This is a genomic window from Streptomyces sp. NPDC001890, assembly GCF_042891445.1.
GTDB lineage: Bacteria > Actinomycetota > Actinomycetes > Streptomycetales > Streptomycetaceae > Streptomyces.
Window position 1 is genome coordinate 92,858 of the sequence record NZ_JBIATE010000006.1, and the last position, 17,302, is coordinate 110,159.

Below are 17,302 nucleotides of genomic sequence, written 5' to 3' on the forward strand. Positions count from 1 at the left end.
CTGAGTCTCCGCTCCGTCACACCGCGGCGGGCGTGAACACCTCGTCGACGTCCGTCGCCGTGTCCTTCCCGTCCAGCAGCCGGACGATCGCGCGCACCGCGGCCCGCCCCGCCCGGTTGGCGCCGATCGTGCTGGCGGACGGCCCGTACCCGACGAGATGGACGCGCGCGTCGCGGACCGCCTCGGTGCCCTCGACCCGGATGCCGCCGCCCGGCTCGCGCAGCTTCAGGGGCGCGAGATGGTCGATGGCGGCCCGGAAACCGGTGGCCCAGAGGATGACGTCCGCCTCGACCGTCCGCCCGTCGTCCCACGCCACCCCGCTCGGAGTGATCCGGTCGAACATCGGCAGCCGGTCCAGCACCCCCGTCTCGCGGGCCCGCCGCACCGCGTCCGTGAGCGGCAGCCCGGTCACGGACACCACACTCTGTGGCGGCAGCCCGCGCCGCACCCGCTCCTCCACCATCGCCACCGCGGCCCGCCCCCGGTCCGCGTCGAAGGGCCCCTCCCGGAAGACCGGCGGCCGCCGCGTCACCCAGTACGTCTCGGCGGCCACCTCGGCGATCTCCATCAGGTGCTGCGTCCCCGAGGCCCCGCCACCGACCACCACCACACGCTGCCCGGCGAAATCCGCCGGACCCGGGTAGTCCGCGGTGTGCAGCTGCCGCCCCCGGAAGCTCTCCTGGCCCGGGTAGCGCGGCCAGAACGGCCGGTCCCAGGTGCCGGTGGCGTTGATCAGGGCACGGGTGGCGTACGTACCCTCGGAGCTCTCGACGAGCAGCCGGCCGCCGGCGCCCTCGCGTACCGCGCTCACCTCGACGGGCCGGTGGACCCGCAGGTCGAAGGTGCGCTCGTAGTCGGCGAAGTACTCACCGATCACCTCGGAGGAGGGCCGGCGCTCGTCCGCTCCGGTGAGCTCCATGCCGGGCAGCGCGTGCATGCCGTGGACCTTGCCGTAGGTGAGCGAGGGCCAGCGGAACTGCCAGGCTCCACCGGGGCGCGGGGCGTGGTCGAGCACCACGAAGTCGCGATCGGGCTCCAGGCCGGCGCGCCGTAGATGGTAGGCGCCGGACAGTCCTGCCTGTCCGGCGCCTATCACGACGACATCGACCTCGCGTACTGCGGCCACCCCAGAGTTGTTCACGCTTCTACTAACTCTGTCGCGGTCGAGGATCTTCCCGGTCGGCCCGGCCCGGCCCCGGGGCTTCCTCCGCTGGTCGACGGCCCGGCCCGCCCGCTGGTCGCGCCGCCCGGTCAGCGGCCCCCGGCGACCAGCAACGGCGCCCCGCCCGGCGCCGACGCCGGCCGGCCGTTCGCGGCGGGAACCCCCAGCAACGGCGACGCCGGTACGGTCGACAACAGGCCGCGCGCGGCCAGCTCGGGCGTCACGCCCTCGCCGAACCAGTACGCCTCCTCCAGATGCGGGTAACCGGACAGCACGAAGTGCTCCACACCCAGCTCGTGGTACTCCTCGATCCGGTCGGCGACCTCCGCATGACTGCCCACCAGCGCCGTTCCGGCACCGCCCCGCACCAGCCCGACGCCCGCCCACAGGTTCGGCGCGATCTCCAGCTTGTCGCGCGAACCGCCGTGCAGCGCCAGCATCCGCTGCTGCCCGACCGACTCGCTCCGCCCCAGCGCCTGCTGGGCGGCCGCGATCGTCCCGGCATCGAGATCGCCCAGCAGCCGGCCGGCCGTCGCCCATGCCTCGCGCGAGGAGTCGCGGGAGATCGTGTGCAGCCGGATGCCGAAGCGGACCGTACGGCCCTGCTCCTCGGCCAGGCCGCGGATCCAGTCGATCTTCTCCTTCACCGCGGCCGGCGGCTCGCCCCAGGTCAGATAGACATCGGCGTGAGCGGCGGCCACCGGACCGGCCGCCGCCGACGACCCGCCGAAGAAGATGTCCGGCAGCGGGTTCGGCGGCAGCGCGGTCAGCCCGCCCTCCACCTGGTAGTGCTCGCCCTCGAAGTCGAAGGGGCGTCCGCTCCACGCGCCCCGCACCACCGAGAGGAACTCCGCGGTCCGCGCGTAACGCCGGTCGTGGTCCAGGTGGTCACCGAACCGCCGCTGCTCCGTCGAGTCGCCACCCGTGACGACGTTGAGCAGCAGCCGCCCCCGGGTGATCCGCTGATAGGTCGCCGCCATCTGCGCGGCGAGCACCGGTGAGATCACCCCCGGCCGGAACGCCACCAGGAACTTCAGCCGCTCCGTGTGCTGGGCCAGCGCCACCGTCGTCAGCCAGGCGTCCTCGCACCAGGTCCCGGTGGGCGTCAGCACGGCCTCGAAGCCCAACTGCTCGGCGGCCTTGGCGATCTGCGCCAGGTACTCGATGTCGGGGGCGCGCACGCCGCTCACCGGAGTGATCCGGTCCCGCTTGATCCCGCCGTCGGTGTAGGCGTGCCGGTCGACGAGCGTACGCCCGTCACCACCGGTGGGCAGGAACCAGTGCAGATGAACATTCATGACGAGGCCTTTCCGAAGGAGCGGGGAGCGGTGGAGGACGGAGGCAGATCGCGGTTGAAACGGGGGTCGACGTACTTCTCGAAGGAGAAGCGCCTCGGAATGAGCTCCAGATCGGCGAAGGTGTCGGCGATCGCCTGCTCGGAGGCGATCGCGGCAGGATCGAGGGCCACGGACACCCGGGTCCCGGCACTGCGCCTGACCGCGTCCAGGGCCACCTCGTACGGCAGCCCGGTCTCCTTCGCCCAGACCTTCGCCCAGGCATCGGGATGCTTGAACACCCAGGACTGCGCCCGCTGCAGACGGCGCAGCAGATCACCGATGGCCCGGGACTTCCCGGGGTCCTTGAGCGCGGCCGGCGAGGCCACCTGGAAGCTGAGACCGTTCACGACGCCCTGACCGGTGGTCAGTACCCGGGACTTCGTGGTGCGCAGGACCTGCGAGGTGTACGGGTCCCAGATGGCCCAGGCGTCGACCTTGCCCCGGCTGAACGCGGCCAGCGCGTCCGCCGGCTGAAGGTACTTCGGCTTCACGTCCTCGATGCCGAGCCCCGCTTTCTTCAGCGAGGCGATCAGCTGGTAGTGGGCCGAACTGCCCTGCGCCACCGCGATCGACCGGCCCTTGAGCTGCTTCGGAGACTTCAGCGGCGAGTCCTCGGGTACGACGATGGCCTCGCCGTCGGACGATCCGTGGGCGGCTCCCACCACGACGATCCTGGAATCGGAACCCGCCGCGAAGACGGGTGGCGTGTTGCCGACGCCCCCGAGGTCCACGGCCTGGGCATGGACCGCCTCCAGGAGCGGGGGGCCGGAGGTGAAGGTCGACCACTTGATCCGGTAGTCGAGATCGTCCAGTTCACCGGAGGCCCGCAGGATGGCTTCGTAACCACCCTTCTGGTCGCCGACGTCGAGGGTGACACTGCCCTTCCCGTCGGTGTCGCCGGCGGTGGCGGCGGACGTGGCACCGCCGCAGGCCGACAGCAGCAGAGCCAGGGGCAGCAGGAGGGCGGGCAGAGCACGACGTCTCATCGGAGCCTCTTTCGTCCTTCGTCTTTCGTCATGAGCGGCGGGAGCGGCGGAGACGGATGGCTGGAGCCCCGCCTCAGGCGGCCTCATCGACCTCATCGACCTCATCGGCCTCGCCGGCCGTGGCGGGTGCGTCGCCGTCGACGCCCAACTCGGCCAGCAGCCGGGAGCGCAAGGCCGCGAACCCGGCATCGCTCGCACCGCGCGGCCGGTCCAGAGCGACGGGTGTGTCGTACGCGATCGCTCCGTCCCGCATCACCAGCGCGCGGTCGGCCAGCAGCAGCGCCTCGTCCACATCGTGGGTGACCAGCAGCACGGCGCAGCCGCGCCGCTGCCAGAGCTCGGCCACCAGCCGCTGCGCCTTGATACGGGTCAACGCGTCCAGCGCGCCGAACGGTTCGTCGAGCAGCAGCAGATCGGGCTCACGCACCAGGGCGCGGGCCAGCGAGGCGCGCTGTGCCTCACCCCCGGAGAGCGTCTTGGGCCACGCCCCGGACCGCTCCCCGAGCCCGACCTCCGCCAACGCGCGCTCGGCAACGGCCCGTTCGGGCTTTCCGGGCAGGCCCAGCAGCACATTGCGCCAGACCCGCTTCCACGGCATGAGCCGTGGTGCCTGGAAGGCGACCGCCCGTCGTCTCGGCACGAGCACCGTGCCCTCGATCTCACGGTCCAGCCCGGCGAGCACCCGCAGCAGTGTCGACTTCCCGCAGCCACTGCGACCGAGCAGTGCGGTGAACTCTCCGGCGCGCAGGGTGAGATCGAGCCCGTCGACGACGGCCCTGCCGTCGAAGGAACGGGTCAGCCCCCGCACCCGCACCGCGCTCTCGGCGGGGCCGGCCGGTGCGGTGGGGCTCACTGCCCCGTGAAGGTCGGTCGCCATTGCAGCAGCAGCCTTTCGAGTGTGCGGACGATGACATCGGCGGTGAGGCCGAGGAAGGCGTAGACGACCAGGCAGACGACGATGACGTCGGTGCGGAAGAACTCCCGGGCCTGGTTCATCAGGAAGCCGATCCCGGCGTCGGCGTTGACGGACTCGCCGAAGACCAGGGCCAGCCATGCGGTGGCGAGCGAGTACCGGAGCCCGGTCATGGCCCCGGGCAGCGCGCCCGGCAGCACCACATGCCGGATCAGTCCCCAGCGGCCGAGCCCCAACGACTCACCGACCTCGATGAGTTGGGCGTCGACCCCGCGAATGCCCGCGTACACATTGAGGTACAGGTGAAAGGCCACACCGAGCGCGATGAGCGCCACCTTCGGAGCCTCGCCGATGCCCAGCCAGATGATGAAGAGCGGGATCAGCCCGACCCAGGGGACGGTGCGCAGCATCTGCACACTCGCGTCCACCAGATCCTCGCCGAGCCGCGAGAGACCGGAGACCAGCGCGAGCGCCGTTCCGGTGACGCCCCCGAGCACCAGCCCCGCGGCGACCCGCTGAAGCGAGATCCCCATCGCCGAGGGCAGCGTCCCGTCAGCGATCAGATCCGACCCGGCACGGGCGATGGTGCCGGGCGAAGCGAGTACATCGGCGTGCAGGACGCCGGTGGCACTGAGCGCCTGCCACAGCGCGAGCAGCAGCAGCGGCCCGACGGCACGCCGAAGCCAACGAGGCAGCGCCCGCAGGCACGCACCCCGTACGGAGGCCGGCACAACAGGCTCCAGGTCGAGCGGCCGAGGATGGGAAGAAGCAGGAAACTCACCGGATTCCGAAGACATGTCCGGTGGTGCGAGGGCATGGCTGATGGTCATGAGGGCTCCACGAGCGGTCCACGGGCAGGGAGAAGCGCACCGCGACCAGGGCAGCGCGAGCCACCGCCGCCGTTACGGCAGCGGGGTCACGCCGAGCGGCGGACGGGGTGGGGTACGCCGGTGCGCGTACGGGCAGACGGGTACGGCAGGGGGAACAGGCGGCAGGAGCGCCCGGTCACCGGCGAAGAAGGAGCTGAAAGAACGTCAGCAGCCGTGACGACACGCGGCGGAGGCCACCCGCAGCAGGTCGATGTGACCGCGCGAAGTGAGCAGAGCTGAACGGAACATGCTGCTGAACGTAGCGATCCATCACTGAAGCGGTCAATGATGTCTCGGCAGATGGACGCGCGATCTTGCCCCATGGGCGCGATGATGGGCCCATGCCCCACGCCTTCGCCACCAGCGTTCTGCACCTCACCACCGGCACGACGGAGACCGTCACCGACCTGACCGCCGAGTGCGAGCAGTTCCTCGCCCGGAACGCCGCCTCCAGGGACGGCCTCCTCAACATCTTCGTACCGCACGCGACCGCCGGCATCGCGGTCCTGGAGACCGGTTCCGGCAGCGACGACGACCTCCTGGCCACCCTCCACACCCTGCTGCCCGCCGACGGCCGCTGGCAACACCGCCACGGCAGCCCCGGCCACGGCCGTGACCACGTACTGCCCGCCCTCGTCCCACCCCACGCGACGCTTCCGGTGATCGGGGGACGGCTGGAGCTGGGGACGTGGCAGTCGGTGTGCCTGGTCGACACCAACATCTCTAATGTCAACCGTCAGGTTCGTCTGAGCTTCCTGGGTTGACCAAGATCGCTCCCAGGGGTCGTGCCGCCGATTCTCCGTACCATGCGTGCGCGAACGGAGAGAATCTTGCACGGTACGGCCCCACATACGATCGAGCGTCCCTATGACGGATGCGGCAAATGCCTGCTCGGAGTGCGGCGACTGTCGCGCGTGAAGCTGGCTACATCATCCCCCGAGCGCCAGCGGGAGAGCGTGCTCACGGCCGCTGCTTCCGTCGGCGCACACATCATCGGCTGGGCCGACGACTGGGAGGTCTCGGGCGCCACCGACCCCATGACCCGCCCGATGCTGGGCCCGTGGCTTCGTGATGAGAGGGGTCCCTGCGATGGCTTGGTCGCGGCCGCGGTGGACCGGCTCGGTCGCAATGTCGTCGACTGCCTGAATACCGGTTACAAGATGCGGGACGAGAAGAAGATGCTCGTCACGTATGGGCACGACGGTGCCTGGGAACTGGACGATCCGGCCGACGAGAACCGCTTCACCGTGGAAGCCTGGGGCGCACAGATGGAACACCGGGCGATCCAGCGCCGGAACCGCGACGCGACGATCAAGACCCGTGCGGCCGGCCGCCCGAAGGGCAAGCCGTCGTGCGGCTTCCAGTACGTGCGGAAGGTGATGGGCGGCAAGATCGACCGTATTGAACTGCATCCGCACGCTTCGGAGGTGATACGGGAAGTCGCCCGTCGGATCCTGGCCGATCCCGAGAACGTCACTCCCAGCAGTGAGGCGGCCCGTCTCAACCGTGCGGGAGAACCGTCGCCGGCGGGCCACTTGGGCATGATGTACGGCAAGCCGGCTGGAGGTCGCCCGTGGTCTCCGCAGAGCCTGAAGAACATCCTCCTGTCGGAGGCCACTCTCGGCTACCTGATGCACCAGCACAAGCCGGTGCTCGGCAAGGACGGGAACTTCGTAAGGCTTTGCGAGGGGCTGTGGGACCGGGCGACTCATGAGGCGCTGAAGAAGGTGATACTCGCGCGGAGGGCACCTTGGACACGCCGATCGAACCGTGAGTACCTTCTTACGGAGATCGCTCTCTGCGGCAGTGCCACACTCGGCTGTACACCCAGACGTCGAAGGACGCGCCTCCGCGCTACACCTGTACAGCCCGGAACAAGGGGTGGCGTCACGCCCAGAACTGTCGTCCTGCACCGCTCATTCACACCCATCTCCTCGACTCCTACGTTGAAGAATGGTTCCTTCGCGAGTTCGGTGACGGCCTGATCTACGAGACGGTGTACGACCCCGGGAACGGCATCCCCGAGCGCATCGCGGAGACGCGGGCCAGCCGCGAACGACTTCGAGCCGACCGTGAGGCCGGGCTGTACGACTCGCCGGACGACGCGGCCTGGTTCCGTGATCGGTACGCCGCGCTGGGACGTGAGCTCACTGCCCTTGAGGCTGAGCCCCAGCGAGCGCCGGGCATGGTTCGGCGGCCGACCGGTGAGACCGTTGCGGACCGTTGGTTCAAGGCGTCGGACGTGCAGGCCCGCAAAGAGATTCTGATCGACTTCGGTGTTCGGATGACCCTCTTCCCTTCCAGCGCACCAGTCCGCTGGGCGCCTGGTTTCATTCACGGACCTGAGCGGAACCCAACAGCTCTGTCGTAGAGGATGACTCGCGTGGGTGATGCGCCTGAAGAGCGGATCACCCACGTCGCCTCCCATACTGCGTATTCCCGGCACGGCCAAGCCGAACAGGGCTGGGAAGGTTTGCCGCATCAGGGCAATCGAGAAGGTGAGTGAAAGTGGCCGGAACGAATGAGAAGGCAATGTGTGAAGCGTCGGTGGCGGAACTCCGAGCTGACTGCTCGGTTGCCAATCCAGCCTGGACGATCACGTCGCGGGACTGCGCAGTCGACCAGGCCATCGCCGAAGCCTTGCCCTCGGAGCGGCATGACGGCCCTGCGGCTGCCGGTGAGTTCGTTCGGGCCGTTCTGGTCGACGAGATTGCGATAGAGATCAAAAGTCCCGACTCTGTCCTTAACGCTCTAGCCCCTCTGAAGGACGCATGTGAGCAGTGCATCTGTGGCGGGAGTCGAAATGTGAGCCAGAAATGGAAATGTGGCCGTCCCTGTGGGTGTCACTCCGGGACGTTTCGTCGTGCGGCCTCAATTCGCGGGGCCAGTCCTGACGTGGCGTTGATGTTCAGCATCGTCTCCGCGCCCGCTGTCGGTCCCGTCTTTATGCAGTCCACTTCGTGGGGGTTTTCCTTTCTCTCTGTGGCCTCATGCGAAACCATGAATGGGGATCCGGCCCGGTGGAAGCAAGTTTCAGGCTCCAGCGGAAGCTGATGAAGACGCGATCAGGAGTCGAGGTGGCTCTGGCCAGGCCGGTGGTTCGGTTGGCGGGATCGGAGGTCCGGGACGACTCGTACGGGCTCGCTGTTTAGTTACCTTCAGCTCTGTGTGGGGTAGCCGGTGTCCAGGGGATTTCGTACTTCCTGACTGGTCCTTGGTCACTGAGCCTTTTCCAACCTCACGCTGATGCGTGGTGGAGGACGAGGACGGCCTTCACGACGTTGGTGATGCGGTTGGTGCTGCAGCGGAGCTTCGGCAGGAGGCGCCACCCCTTGTGAGTGGCCATGGCCTGCTCGCCGAGGCAGCGGATCTTGGCGTGGGTGGTGTTGTGGCGGAGCTTCCACCGTTTGAGGCGCCGGCCCCGAAACGGTACCCGGACGGGTCCGCCGGCGCCTTGATACGCCTTGTCCGCCCAGCATCTGAGTCCGGCTTCGGTGAGGGCTTCGATGATTCCGTGCTGTCGTGCGGCGGTCAGGTCGTGAGTCGAGCCGGGCAGAGTCGGCGAGACCCAGAGCAGCCGTCCAAACGGGTCGGTGAGGACCTGCACGTTCATGCCGTGACGCTTGTGCTTCCCGGAGTAGTAGGGGGTGTCGGCGGCGATGCGGTCGATCGGCAGCAGGGTGCCGTCGAGGATGACGAATGCCTTCTCCCGGATCGTCCGCATGGCCTCGGTCAAGGACGGGGCGAGGGTGGCCAGAACCTCGACGGCTTCACGTATGTAGCGGTAGACAGTCGCGATCCCGACGCCGAACCCGGCGGCCAGCTGGGCGTAGGTGTCACCGCACCGCAGGTGAGCCAGGGCGAGCAGAGCCTGACGCTCCGCGGGAAGGCGCCGCCAACGCGTACCGATCTCCTGCCGGCTGGCCTTCAGCCGTTCGGTCAGGAACCCGCAGGGTGCGGCTGGACAGATCAATCGCCGACGGGTAGACAAGCACGCGAAGCTCCTGGCAGACACGGGTGATCTTGGTCGAGAACCCGTCTACCAGGAGCTTCGTCGTTGCGCAGGCCCGTCCAACTCGCGGCCGTCACCACCAGCTCGGAAAAGGCTCATTCATCCAGGCCGCTGAGAGCGGTCAGAGCTGGGCTCCTCTGGAGGGCCGACCAGGGGAGCACCGGCACCTCGCAGGCATCAGATGGATGCGGTGGCAGAGGGGCTGCTCCCGTTCTGCGCTTGCTGTGCCCGGTCCGCCATCATCCGTCCGAGTGCGGTGAGCGACGGCTCCAGGTCTCCTACCGCGGTTGTGTAGCGGACGAAGACGACGACCGTTCCGACAAGGGCCCCTGCTTCGGCCTCCTCGATGGATTCGTCGTCCTCGTTGAGGACGTTCTTGCCGGGGGTGAACTGGTAGGCGGTACTGGTGTCGCCCATGGACGGGAACGAGATGAGGGTCTTCTCCGAGGAGTCGGTCAAATCCCTACGAATCTGCTCGAACCCTTGGGCAGCGTGCGGGGCGCTGTCGTAGGCCGCAACGTAGAGCACGGCCGTCTTCTGCGGTCTCTCGCGCCCCATGGTTGTCCTGGCAGTGAACAGAAGCCCCTCACATTCGGGCTGACAGCCCTGTTCCCCCGTGGTCACCACCGGATCGCCCTGGCTCTTGAACTCGGCCGGCAGGCTGTCGCTGTCGGGGAGGACGCTCTTGACGGTGGCCAACTCGGAGAGGGGAGCCACCTTGCGCTCGCCTTCGTCGTCGCCGAGCAACTGCACCACACTGCGGAGGCCCAGTGCGACCAGCAGGGCCAACACCACGCCGATGACAGCGAGGGTCGCCACCACGCCCGTGGTCTTCTTCAGGTGCAGCGGCACAACGTTGATGGTGGCACGGTTGGCGTCGCCGCCGATGTGGACACGCTGGATAATCGCCGGCGGGTGCGGCGGAACCGGTGGAGGCCCGGGCTGCAGCGCGGCCCGCAACTGCTCGGCGAGACCGGGATCCCCCTCCAGCTCCACGGTCAGGCGTGCCCGCACCGCCTCCGCCGCCTGCTCCGATCCGGGTTCCGCGTCCCACAGGCCGAGTGCCCCGCGCCCCTCATCCGAGCGACCGAGGCGACTGCGCACGAGCTCTGCGAGGCGGGTGAAGGCAGCGGTGCCGGCAGCCGTGCCAGCAGCGGTGCCGGCACCGGACGCGGCACCCGAGGCAAGGGCGGCGACGACGGCACTCGCTAAATCTGTAGGTGACATGCACACATGACCCCGGAACTGAGGCTGTTTCCGAAGGAGAGTGAGTCAACTGAGAGGGCGGCGTTCGCACGGTCCAAACCGGATTCCGCGACGCTTTTCGCCTCGTTTGGTGTGTGTAGAACGCCTTCCACCGGCTCCGGACCTTGCGCTGCTCGGGCCAGGCGACTGATGTCTGCCGGGGGCGGGAGGCGTGCCGGGCTGGCGGAAGAAGGGGGGCGGCTGCGGGCGGTATCCGCAGACGGGGGTTCTCTTGGTCGAAAACACATCTACCGGGCACTTCACCCTGTTGCCAGACTGACTGCTGCACTCCAGAGCAAGGTTGGAAAAGGCTCAGTGGCCCCCTTTTGAGGCCCGGAGGCTCACGGAGTCGATGGCGCACCGGGACCAGTCCAGCTCGCCACGGGCGCCGAGTTCGTCGAGAACGACACGGTGGAGCCTCGCCCAGACCCGGTCCCGGTTCCACTGGGCGAAACCTCGGTACACCGTCTGCCAGCGCGGACCGAACACCGGAGGCAACTGCCTCCACGTGCAGCCCGACGTCGCCACGAACACGATCGCGGCCAGTGCCTCACGGTCACCCGCCCGACGCCGGCCCCCCACCCTGTGGACGCTTCACCTCCGTCGGTGGCACCACCCGCCGAAACAGCACCCACAACTCGTCCGGCACCAGCCGCTCAACCAGATCCGTCATGCACCGTTCAACGAACGACAACGCCATAAGGAGTGATCCCTTATCCGGGAAGAAGGCAATGTCCCTGACGAGGTTCGTGGAGAGGCCCAGCGGAAAGCACGAGACCTGCAACGGGTCATTCCACCGATGCAGCCTTCCGTGAACGCCGGAGAGGCCCCGCGCGGTCATGCTCTTCAGATGAGCATCTGACTGCATGGCAATGTGCCCTGCGGCTCTGCGATGACGAGCGCCTGAGAGCACGCCCTCGACGCCCTCGACATGGCCCTGCGGCGCCGCAACCGGGCCGGCATCCCCACCAGCACCAGGTACCGCCAGCGGACTCGGTAGGGCCGGCCGATGACGTGGAGCACCGGCTGACCGTGCGCCGTACGCGCGCGCCCGGCGGCCCGACACCGCCGAACCGAGGATGACGACCGTCGTAGGCCGGGACGGCGCCATCGGGTGGTCCGTCGGTACTTCGGCCCGGAGATCCTCTCGCTGTCGCAGTGGAGGCCCGGTCCGGAGGGTGAGGTGCCGAGGCCGAGCGCGTCCTGCGGGCCGGGGCCTGCGGGCGTAGTCGCCCGCGAGGGCAAGGGCCAGCGCCCTTCGGATCCCTCAGATTGACTGCCGGTCTCATCCCGGGCAGGAAGCCTGTCCGGGGGCCCTGCGCCCTACCCGACTGCGGTACGGCCCGCTTCTGTGACCGCCACCAGGTCTGGCTGCTCCCTGGTTGCCGGGTGCGCGATTTTCACCAGGCTCAGCTCGTGCCGCCGGAGGCCGGCTCTGCAGAGGTCCAGCTGCGGCCGCGCCCGTGCCTCGCGGCGGGCGGCGGCACGGGCCTTCTGTCGGTGGAGCGGGTCAGGCGGGTACGGTCTCCTCCAGCGCCACCACGACCATCACGGGCAGATCGGTGTCATGCTGGCTCACACCGGCTGTCAGGGTTCGGCCGTCGAGGGTCCACTTCTTCACTGCGATGAACTCGTCCTTGTCCGCTGCGGTCTGTTCGCCTTCGACGAGGTGGCCGGCGAGAGAGGAACCCTCGATCTCAGGCAGGAAGTCGGCCAGCGCCTGCTCCCCCTGCTCGTAGACGGCATCCAGGTCGTCGAAATAACCCGACTCGTCGACGTCACGGATCCAGACGGTGAATGAGACGATGACCGCTTCACCTTCGAGCGTCTGGGTCCAGCCCCGAATGCCGTTCCTTTCCCATGATGTCTCCACGCCGTCGCGGGGCTTGCCTCTGGGCGTCCACTCCTGGGCCGAGAACCGCGCTGCCGCGCCTTCGGCGGTCAGCGGGGCGATGCCCCTGAGCTCTTCCAGCATTGCGATCACTTCAGCCATTTGCCCATTCCACTCATGCCGTTGCCGGGCACGTGATACGCCTTCAGCTGCCCGCTGGCGTAGGCCTCGGGGAAGGCCTTGGACAGCACTTCGTTCATATGCGCGGCACCCCATTCATTGGACACCATATAGCGGACTCCCTTGCCTCCGAGATCCTCGTTGAGGGCGAGCAGCTTGTCGGCCTGTGCGGTGAGCCGACCCTCGTCGTAATATTCGAATTTGGGGTTGTACGTGGACTTCTTCCATTCGGAAAGGTTGTCTCCTCCGGTCCACTTGGCCTCTGTGATCCAGCCGTCCCGCGGGCCGCCGTCGACGTGGACTTCCCGGCCGTCCGGCAGGATCCACTGCTGCTCGTAGCTCTGGTCGGTGACGAGCCGCTGGTACCGGAACGACGGGCGTTTGAGCTCCTTGTCCGTCAGCCAGCCCAGACCTTTGAACCGTGAGTACGGCGACAGGCCGAGGGGGTCGCAGATGGTGAACGGGTTGTGCACGTAGGCGACCGGGTTCGGCGCGGGGCCGAGGCCGAGCGGGTCCGGGGAGGTGTATCGGCCGGTCTCGGGGTCGTAGTGGCGGAAGAGGTTGTAGTGGAGGCCGGTCTCGGGGTCGTAGTACTGGCCGGGGAAGCGCAGCGGGGTGTAGGCCGTGCTGGAGCGGGCCCAGGCGGTGGTGCCCCAGAGGGTGCTCCGGGCGCGCCAGGCGATCTCGCCGGACTCGTCGACCAGTTCGGTGGGTGTTCCCACGAGGTCGGTGGCTATGGCGAAGAACCGGCGGTCGATCTCGTCCTGGTGCGTGTCCGGGGCGAGGAGGCGTTCGGTCTGGGCCAGCGGCACAAGGCCGCGATGGTCCCAGGTGAGGGCGACCACGTGTGAAAGATCTGGTGTGTGGATCGTCTGTTCGCACAGGGTCTTGCCGTCCCAGGAGAAACGGACTTCCTCGGCGACTGTTTCGCCGTCGTCGGTGAGGCGTTGCTTCGCGGTGCGGCGGCCCAGGGGGTCGTAGCGGTAGCGCCAACGGGTGCCGTCGGGGGTGATCACGGCGGCGAGACGGTCTTCCGCGTCCCACTCGTAGCGCCAGGTGTCGGGTTTGCGTGAGAGGCGGGTTCTCTGGCGCAGGGTCACGCGGCCGAGGGCGTCGTGTTCGAAGCGGACGTTGCCGGCTCTGGTGAGGGAGGTTCCGGTGTAGGAGCGGGGGCCGGTGGCGTCGTGGCCGGGTTGGGTGCCGGGCCAGGAGGCCGTCGTCTGGTTGCCGGCGGCGTCGTAGGCGTAGCGCTCGGTCCAGTCCTCGGCGTGGACGGCGGTGACCTGCCCGGTCGGGTCCAGATCGAAGTTGCGGGTGCCTGACAGATCGTCGGTCACGGAGGTGAGATAGCCGTCGGCGCGGTGGGTGTAGTGACGGTGGTTGAGGGAACGGTCTCGGGCCGTCAGGTGCTGGGCGCAGATCCTTCCGGCCTCGTCCCAGGCGGAGGCCAGGGCGAGGGAGTTGCCGAAGGCTCGCTGAAGTTCCCGGCCGGCCGCGTCGTGGGTGAAGGTGATCTCGCGGCCGCCGCTGGTCATACGGGCGGTTCGGCCGGCGGCGTCGTAGCCGTACTCGGTGACCGCGCCGGTGGGGGTGATGCGGCGGGCCCTGCGGCCCAGGGTGTCGTAGGCGTAGTTCATGGCGCGGCCGTCGACGAGTTCGGTCTTGGTCCGGCCGCGCCGGTCGTACACGTAGAGGATCTCGCTGTCCGGTCCGGCCGCGTGGAGCAGGCGTCCGGCCCGGTCGTAGGCGTAGGTGGTCACCTTGCCCGCCACGTCCTTGCGGACCGCCTGGCCGAGCTGGTCGTAGGTGTAGGACACGGTCCGGCCGAGTGCGTCGGTCCGGGCGGTGAGCTGCCCTGCCGCGTCGTACTGGTAGGTGAGGGTGCGGCCGTCGAAGTCCGTCTCGGAAGCGAGCCGCCCGGCGGCGTCGTAGGTGTAGGACCAGGTGCCGTGCGGGCCGGTGACCCGGGTCAGCCGCAGTTCCGCGTCGTGCTCGAACGTGTGGCGGGTGCCGTCGGGTCCGGTGCGGGTGGTGAGCAGGTCGAAGTGGGTGTACTCGAAGCGGGATATGCCGTCGGCCGGACCGGTGTGACTGAGGGGGTTCCCCTCGCCGTCGTATGTCCATGACTCGGTGGAACCGTCCGGTGCGACACGGCGGGCGAGATTGCCGTCCGGGTCCCGCTCGACCCGGGTCACGTTGCCCACCGGGTCGGTGGTGCGCATGACCCTGCCCAGGGCATCACGTTCCAGGCGGGTGGTGCCTCCGGCCGGATCGGTCACTGCCACCGGCAGGCCCGCGGCGTCGCAGCGCACGGTGGTGGTCGCGCCGAGGGCATCGGTGACGGTGGTCAGACTGCCCCGGCTGTCGTAGGCGTACCGGGTGGTGGTGCCGGCCGGGTCGGTGACGGCGGTGCGGTTGCCGTACTCGTCGAACTCCTGGAGCCAGCGGGCGCCGTCCGGCCCGCGGAATTCCGTGGACAACCCCGATGGGCCGCGAATGGTGCGCAGTTCGCTCCCATCCGGGCGGGTGACAGCGAGCAGGCGGCCTTCCTCGTCGTGGACGAAGGCGGTGGTGCGGCCCAGCGGATCGGTGCGGGTCAGGGCGTTGCCGCGGTCGTCGTACATGAAGCGGGTGGTGTGGCCGAGCGGATCGGTGGTGGCCACTATCTGGCAGCGTTGATCGATCTGGTGCCGGGTGGTGTGTCCGCCGGCCGTGGTGAGGGTGGTGGTGCGAAGGCCGCTCTTCGGGTCGGGTTCGGTGTAGGTGAGGGTGATCTGGATGTGGCCGGCCTGACCGCCTTCGGCGATGACGCGGTCGCGATCGTCGTAGGTGTAGTCGTAGCGGCTGTTGTTGGAGTCGATCCAGGCGGTGACGCGACTCCGGTCGTCGTGGACGTACCGGGTGGTGGCGCCAGACGGTTTGACGACGGAGCTGAGGTTGCCGTCCTCGTAGCCGTAGTACATCAACGGCAGGTCCGCCCCGCCCTCCCCGGCGCCCGCCAGGGACAGGGCCGTGATCCGGCCCTCGCTCATGGCGACGACGACTCGCCGGTTCGCCGAACAGAGCAGGGCGAGCGGTGTGCCGTTCCCGGCACGTTCCACGGCCCACCAGTTGCCGTGGCGGTCCTCGACCTGGTCCAGCCAGGCATCGCCGTCGCCGCCCGGTTCGCTGCCGGCGGGGGCGGTGAAGTGCCGGACCAGGCCGGTTCCGGGATCAGTGACGGTGTAATCGCCGCCCGTGTCACGGGCCAGCAGCGTGCGGGCGGTTCCGGACTCCGGACAGGTCGGGATGCCTGGGACGGGGTGCGGATAGGGGATCAGGAGGCCGTCGGCGGTGACGTGGATGACGCCGGCCGTATCGATCTCCAGGCGCTCGTCAACGGTGGAGGTCCAGGACGGGCCGAGGAACCGGCCTGCCAGCAGGCCGGACTCGGTGCGGCGGGTGAAGGCCAGCGGCAGGGTGCCTGGCAGCACCAGATCGGTCTGGGGCAGGAACATCCGGCCCGAGGCGAGGTCCACCGGGTCGGTGCCGACAACGACGCGGCGCCCGTCGGGGCGGTTGTGCGCGCCGTGGGGAGCGTCATCGAGCAGCCTGCGGGCCCGGAACTTCTTGGCCATGTCCTCGATCAGGCGGACACCCTTGACGACGGACCCGCCCCCACCGGTGGCCAAGGTCAGTGCCGTGTCGGGCAGCAACCGGCCAAACCCTTCCGCCGGGTCCTTCATGAAGTCACTGACCATCTGCTTGCCGGTGCCGACCGGGTCGTTCGCGGCAACCACCAGACCGGCGGCAAGACTGTTGAGACTGGTGGTGTACTCGGCGGGATGGGTGAGGTTGTACGGGTCCAGCGGATTGACTCCCCGGACGAAATTCACCAGCCCCGCAGCACCCTTGATGATGCCGCCGCCGACGTGTTCGTTGATGATCTGCTGCTCCTGCAGACCACTGATCACCTGCTGCGCGTACGACGGCTTCTCCGGAGCCATGTCACGAACAGCACGAATGGAAGCGCGGGCAACCTCCGCGGCAGTGTTCCGCTGCTCGCGGGCCAGGGCAAGGAGTTCCTGCGCATCCCGCATGAGCGCCTTGCCCGGATCGTCGAACGTCGGCGCGGGACAGGGCGGCAGAGAACTCGGGTCGCGATCCTCAGGGGCCAGCGCGTTGTACCGGTCGACGGCCTTGTTGTAGTCACCGATCCGCTTGCGATGCCCCTCGGCCGCGTCCTGGGAGGCCTTGACACCCTCCTTCCACACCTCGATCGCCGTCTGCGCCTGGTTCTGCGCCCAGGTGACGGTGTCGGCGAACGACTCCAGCGCAGCAGCTGCCTTCTCGCAGACATCGGCACCGGTGAACCACTTCGGCGGCTGGGTACTCACCGCAGTGCGCAGCGCATCGGCTGCCTCACCCTTCAGCCGTGAGGAATCGAGACCCTTCATCCCGCTACCGGCTTTGTCGAACGCCTTCTGAAAGGACCGGAGTTGCTTCGCAGTGGAGCGAAGCTTCCCGGGGCTGCCAAACACCAGCTTGGTCTTGTCCTCGGTCTGCCCGAGGTCCATCTCCTCGACCTCGGCGCCCATCCGGTTCGCCACCGAACGCGACTGCTCCCGCACCCAGTCCGAGGCAGAATCCCAGCCCACATCGTCCAGCCGGTCCGCCGTCCAGTTCCCGGCGTCCTCGACCCGGTTGCCTACCCACTCGACACCGCCCTCGATGGCGTCCTCGACCGAGTCCGGCGTGATGTCGCTGACGAAATCCCCGATGCCCATT

11 protein-coding genes and 2 pseudogenes are annotated in these 17,302 nt (G+C 68.7%); 2 read left to right on the forward strand and 11 right to left on the reverse strand.

The window, feature by feature from the left end; genetic code table 11:
• Positions 1 to 16 precede the first annotated feature (16 nt).
• From ACFYY1_RS18610 to ACFYY1_RS18635, 6 genes are all read right to left on the reverse strand, one after another.
• The gene (locus tag ACFYY1_RS18610) at positions 17 to 1,141 is read right to left on the reverse strand and encodes an NAD(P)-binding domain-containing protein (RefSeq protein WP_388586456.1); all 1,125 of its coding nucleotides are present in this window, start codon (positions 1,139 to 1,141) and stop codon (positions 17 to 19) included.
• A gap of 110 nt (positions 1,142 to 1,251) precedes the next feature.
• Positions 1,252 to 2,460: an LLM class flavin-dependent oxidoreductase gene (locus tag ACFYY1_RS18615; RefSeq protein WP_388586458.1), complete on the reverse strand. Its 1,209-nt coding sequence runs from the start codon at positions 2,458 to 2,460 to the stop codon at positions 1,252 to 1,254.
• Positions 2,457 to 3,485 carry an ABC transporter substrate-binding protein gene (locus tag ACFYY1_RS18620; RefSeq protein ID WP_388586461.1) on the reverse strand — a complete coding sequence of 343 codons (1,029 nt, stop codon included), beginning with the start codon at positions 3,483 to 3,485 and terminating at the stop codon, positions 2,457 to 2,459. The genes ACFYY1_RS18615 and ACFYY1_RS18620 overlap by 4 nt, the downstream gene beginning before the upstream one ends.
• Before the next feature lie 73 nt (positions 3,486 to 3,558).
• Entirely contained in the window at positions 3,559 to 4,362 is an 804-nt protein-coding gene (locus tag ACFYY1_RS18625) for an ABC transporter ATP-binding protein (protein ID WP_388586463.1), read from the reverse strand.
• Positions 4,335 to 5,228: an ABC transporter permease gene (locus ACFYY1_RS18630; RefSeq protein WP_388586465.1), complete on the reverse strand. Its 894-nt coding sequence runs from the start codon at positions 5,226 to 5,228 to the stop codon at positions 4,335 to 4,337. Before ACFYY1_RS18630 ends, ACFYY1_RS18625 begins: the two co-directional genes overlap by 28 nt.
• A 204-nt stretch (positions 5,229 to 5,432) precedes the next feature.
• Positions 5,433 to 5,516, reverse strand: a complete 84-nt coding sequence (locus ACFYY1_RS18635; protein WP_356089011.1) for a putative leader peptide — start codon at positions 5,514 to 5,516, stop codon at positions 5,433 to 5,435.
• A gap of 92 nt (positions 5,517 to 5,608) precedes the next feature.
• Here ACFYY1_RS18635 and ACFYY1_RS18640 point away from each other — a divergent pair, with 92 nt between their 5' ends.
• A complete protein-coding gene (locus ACFYY1_RS18640; protein WP_388586467.1) occupies positions 5,609 to 6,031 on the forward strand; it encodes a secondary thiamine-phosphate synthase enzyme YjbQ in 423 nt (140 codons plus the stop codon).
• Between the two features lie 66 nt (positions 6,032 to 6,097).
• A complete protein-coding gene (locus tag ACFYY1_RS18645; RefSeq protein WP_388586470.1) occupies positions 6,098 to 7,252 on the forward strand; it encodes a recombinase family protein in 1,155 nt (384 codons plus the stop codon).
• 1,253 nt (positions 7,253 to 8,505) lie between these two features.
• On the opposite strand, the pseudogene ACFYY1_RS18650 reads toward ACFYY1_RS18645, so the two are convergent.
• The 5 genes and pseudogenes from ACFYY1_RS18650 to ACFYY1_RS18670 all read right to left on the reverse strand — a co-directional run bounded on the left by ACFYY1_RS18650 (position 8,506) and on the right by ACFYY1_RS18670 (position 17,301).
• Positions 8,506 to 9,262 (reverse strand): annotated as a pseudogene (locus ACFYY1_RS18650) (transposase family protein).
• 194 nt (positions 9,263 to 9,456) lie between these two features.
• Complete coding sequence (locus ACFYY1_RS18655; protein ID WP_388586472.1) at positions 9,457 to 10,293, reverse strand: hypothetical protein; 837 nt, start codon at positions 10,291 to 10,293, stop codon at positions 9,457 to 9,459.
• Positions 10,294 to 10,845: 552 nt separating this feature from the next.
• A pseudogene (locus tag ACFYY1_RS18660) lies at positions 10,846 to 11,197 on the reverse strand (transposase); the annotation flags it as partial.
• 837 nt (positions 11,198 to 12,034) lie between these two features.
• Positions 12,035 to 12,517 (reverse strand): hypothetical protein, encoded by a 483-nt coding sequence (locus tag ACFYY1_RS18665; RefSeq protein WP_351258552.1) that lies wholly within the window; start codon positions 12,515 to 12,517, stop codon positions 12,035 to 12,037.
• Positions 12,505 to 17,301 carry a putative T7SS-secreted protein gene (locus tag ACFYY1_RS18670; RefSeq protein ID WP_388586474.1) on the reverse strand — a complete coding sequence of 1,599 codons (4,797 nt, stop codon included), beginning with the start codon at positions 17,299 to 17,301 and terminating at the stop codon, positions 12,505 to 12,507. The genes ACFYY1_RS18665 and ACFYY1_RS18670 overlap by 13 nt, the downstream gene beginning before the upstream one ends.
• Position 17,302: the final 1 nt, after the last annotated feature.

Bases quoted from the DNA above. Each gene is read 5' to 3' on its own strand.
- ACFYY1_RS18615 (WP_388586458.1), bottom strand. From the start codon at position 2,460: ATGAATGTTCATCTGCACTGGTTCCTGCCCACCGGTGGTGACGGGCGT.
- ACFYY1_RS18620 (WP_388586461.1), bottom strand. From the start codon at position 3,485: ATGAGACGTCGTGCTCTGCCCGCCCTCCTGCTGCCCCTGGCTCTGCTG.
- ACFYY1_RS18625 (WP_388586463.1), bottom strand. From the start codon at position 4,362: ATGGCGACCGACCTTCACGGGGCAGTGAGCCCCACCGCACCGGCCGGC.
- ACFYY1_RS18630 (WP_388586465.1), bottom strand. From the start codon at position 5,228: ATGACCATCAGCCATGCCCTCGCACCACCGGACATGTCTTCGGAATCC.
- ACFYY1_RS18635 (WP_356089011.1), bottom strand. From the start codon at position 5,516: ATGTTCCGTTCAGCTCTGCTCACTTCGCGCGGTCACATCGACCTGCTG.
- ACFYY1_RS18640 (WP_388586467.1), top strand. From the start codon at position 5,609: ATGCCCCACGCCTTCGCCACCAGCGTTCTGCACCTCACCACCGGCACG.
- ACFYY1_RS18665 (WP_351258552.1), bottom strand. From the start codon at position 12,517: ATGGCTGAAGTGATCGCAATGCTGGAAGAGCTCAGGGGCATCGCCCCG.
- ACFYY1_RS18670 (WP_388586474.1), bottom strand. From the start codon at position 17,301: ATGGGCATCGGGGATTTCGTCAGCGACATCACGCCGGACTCGGTCGAG.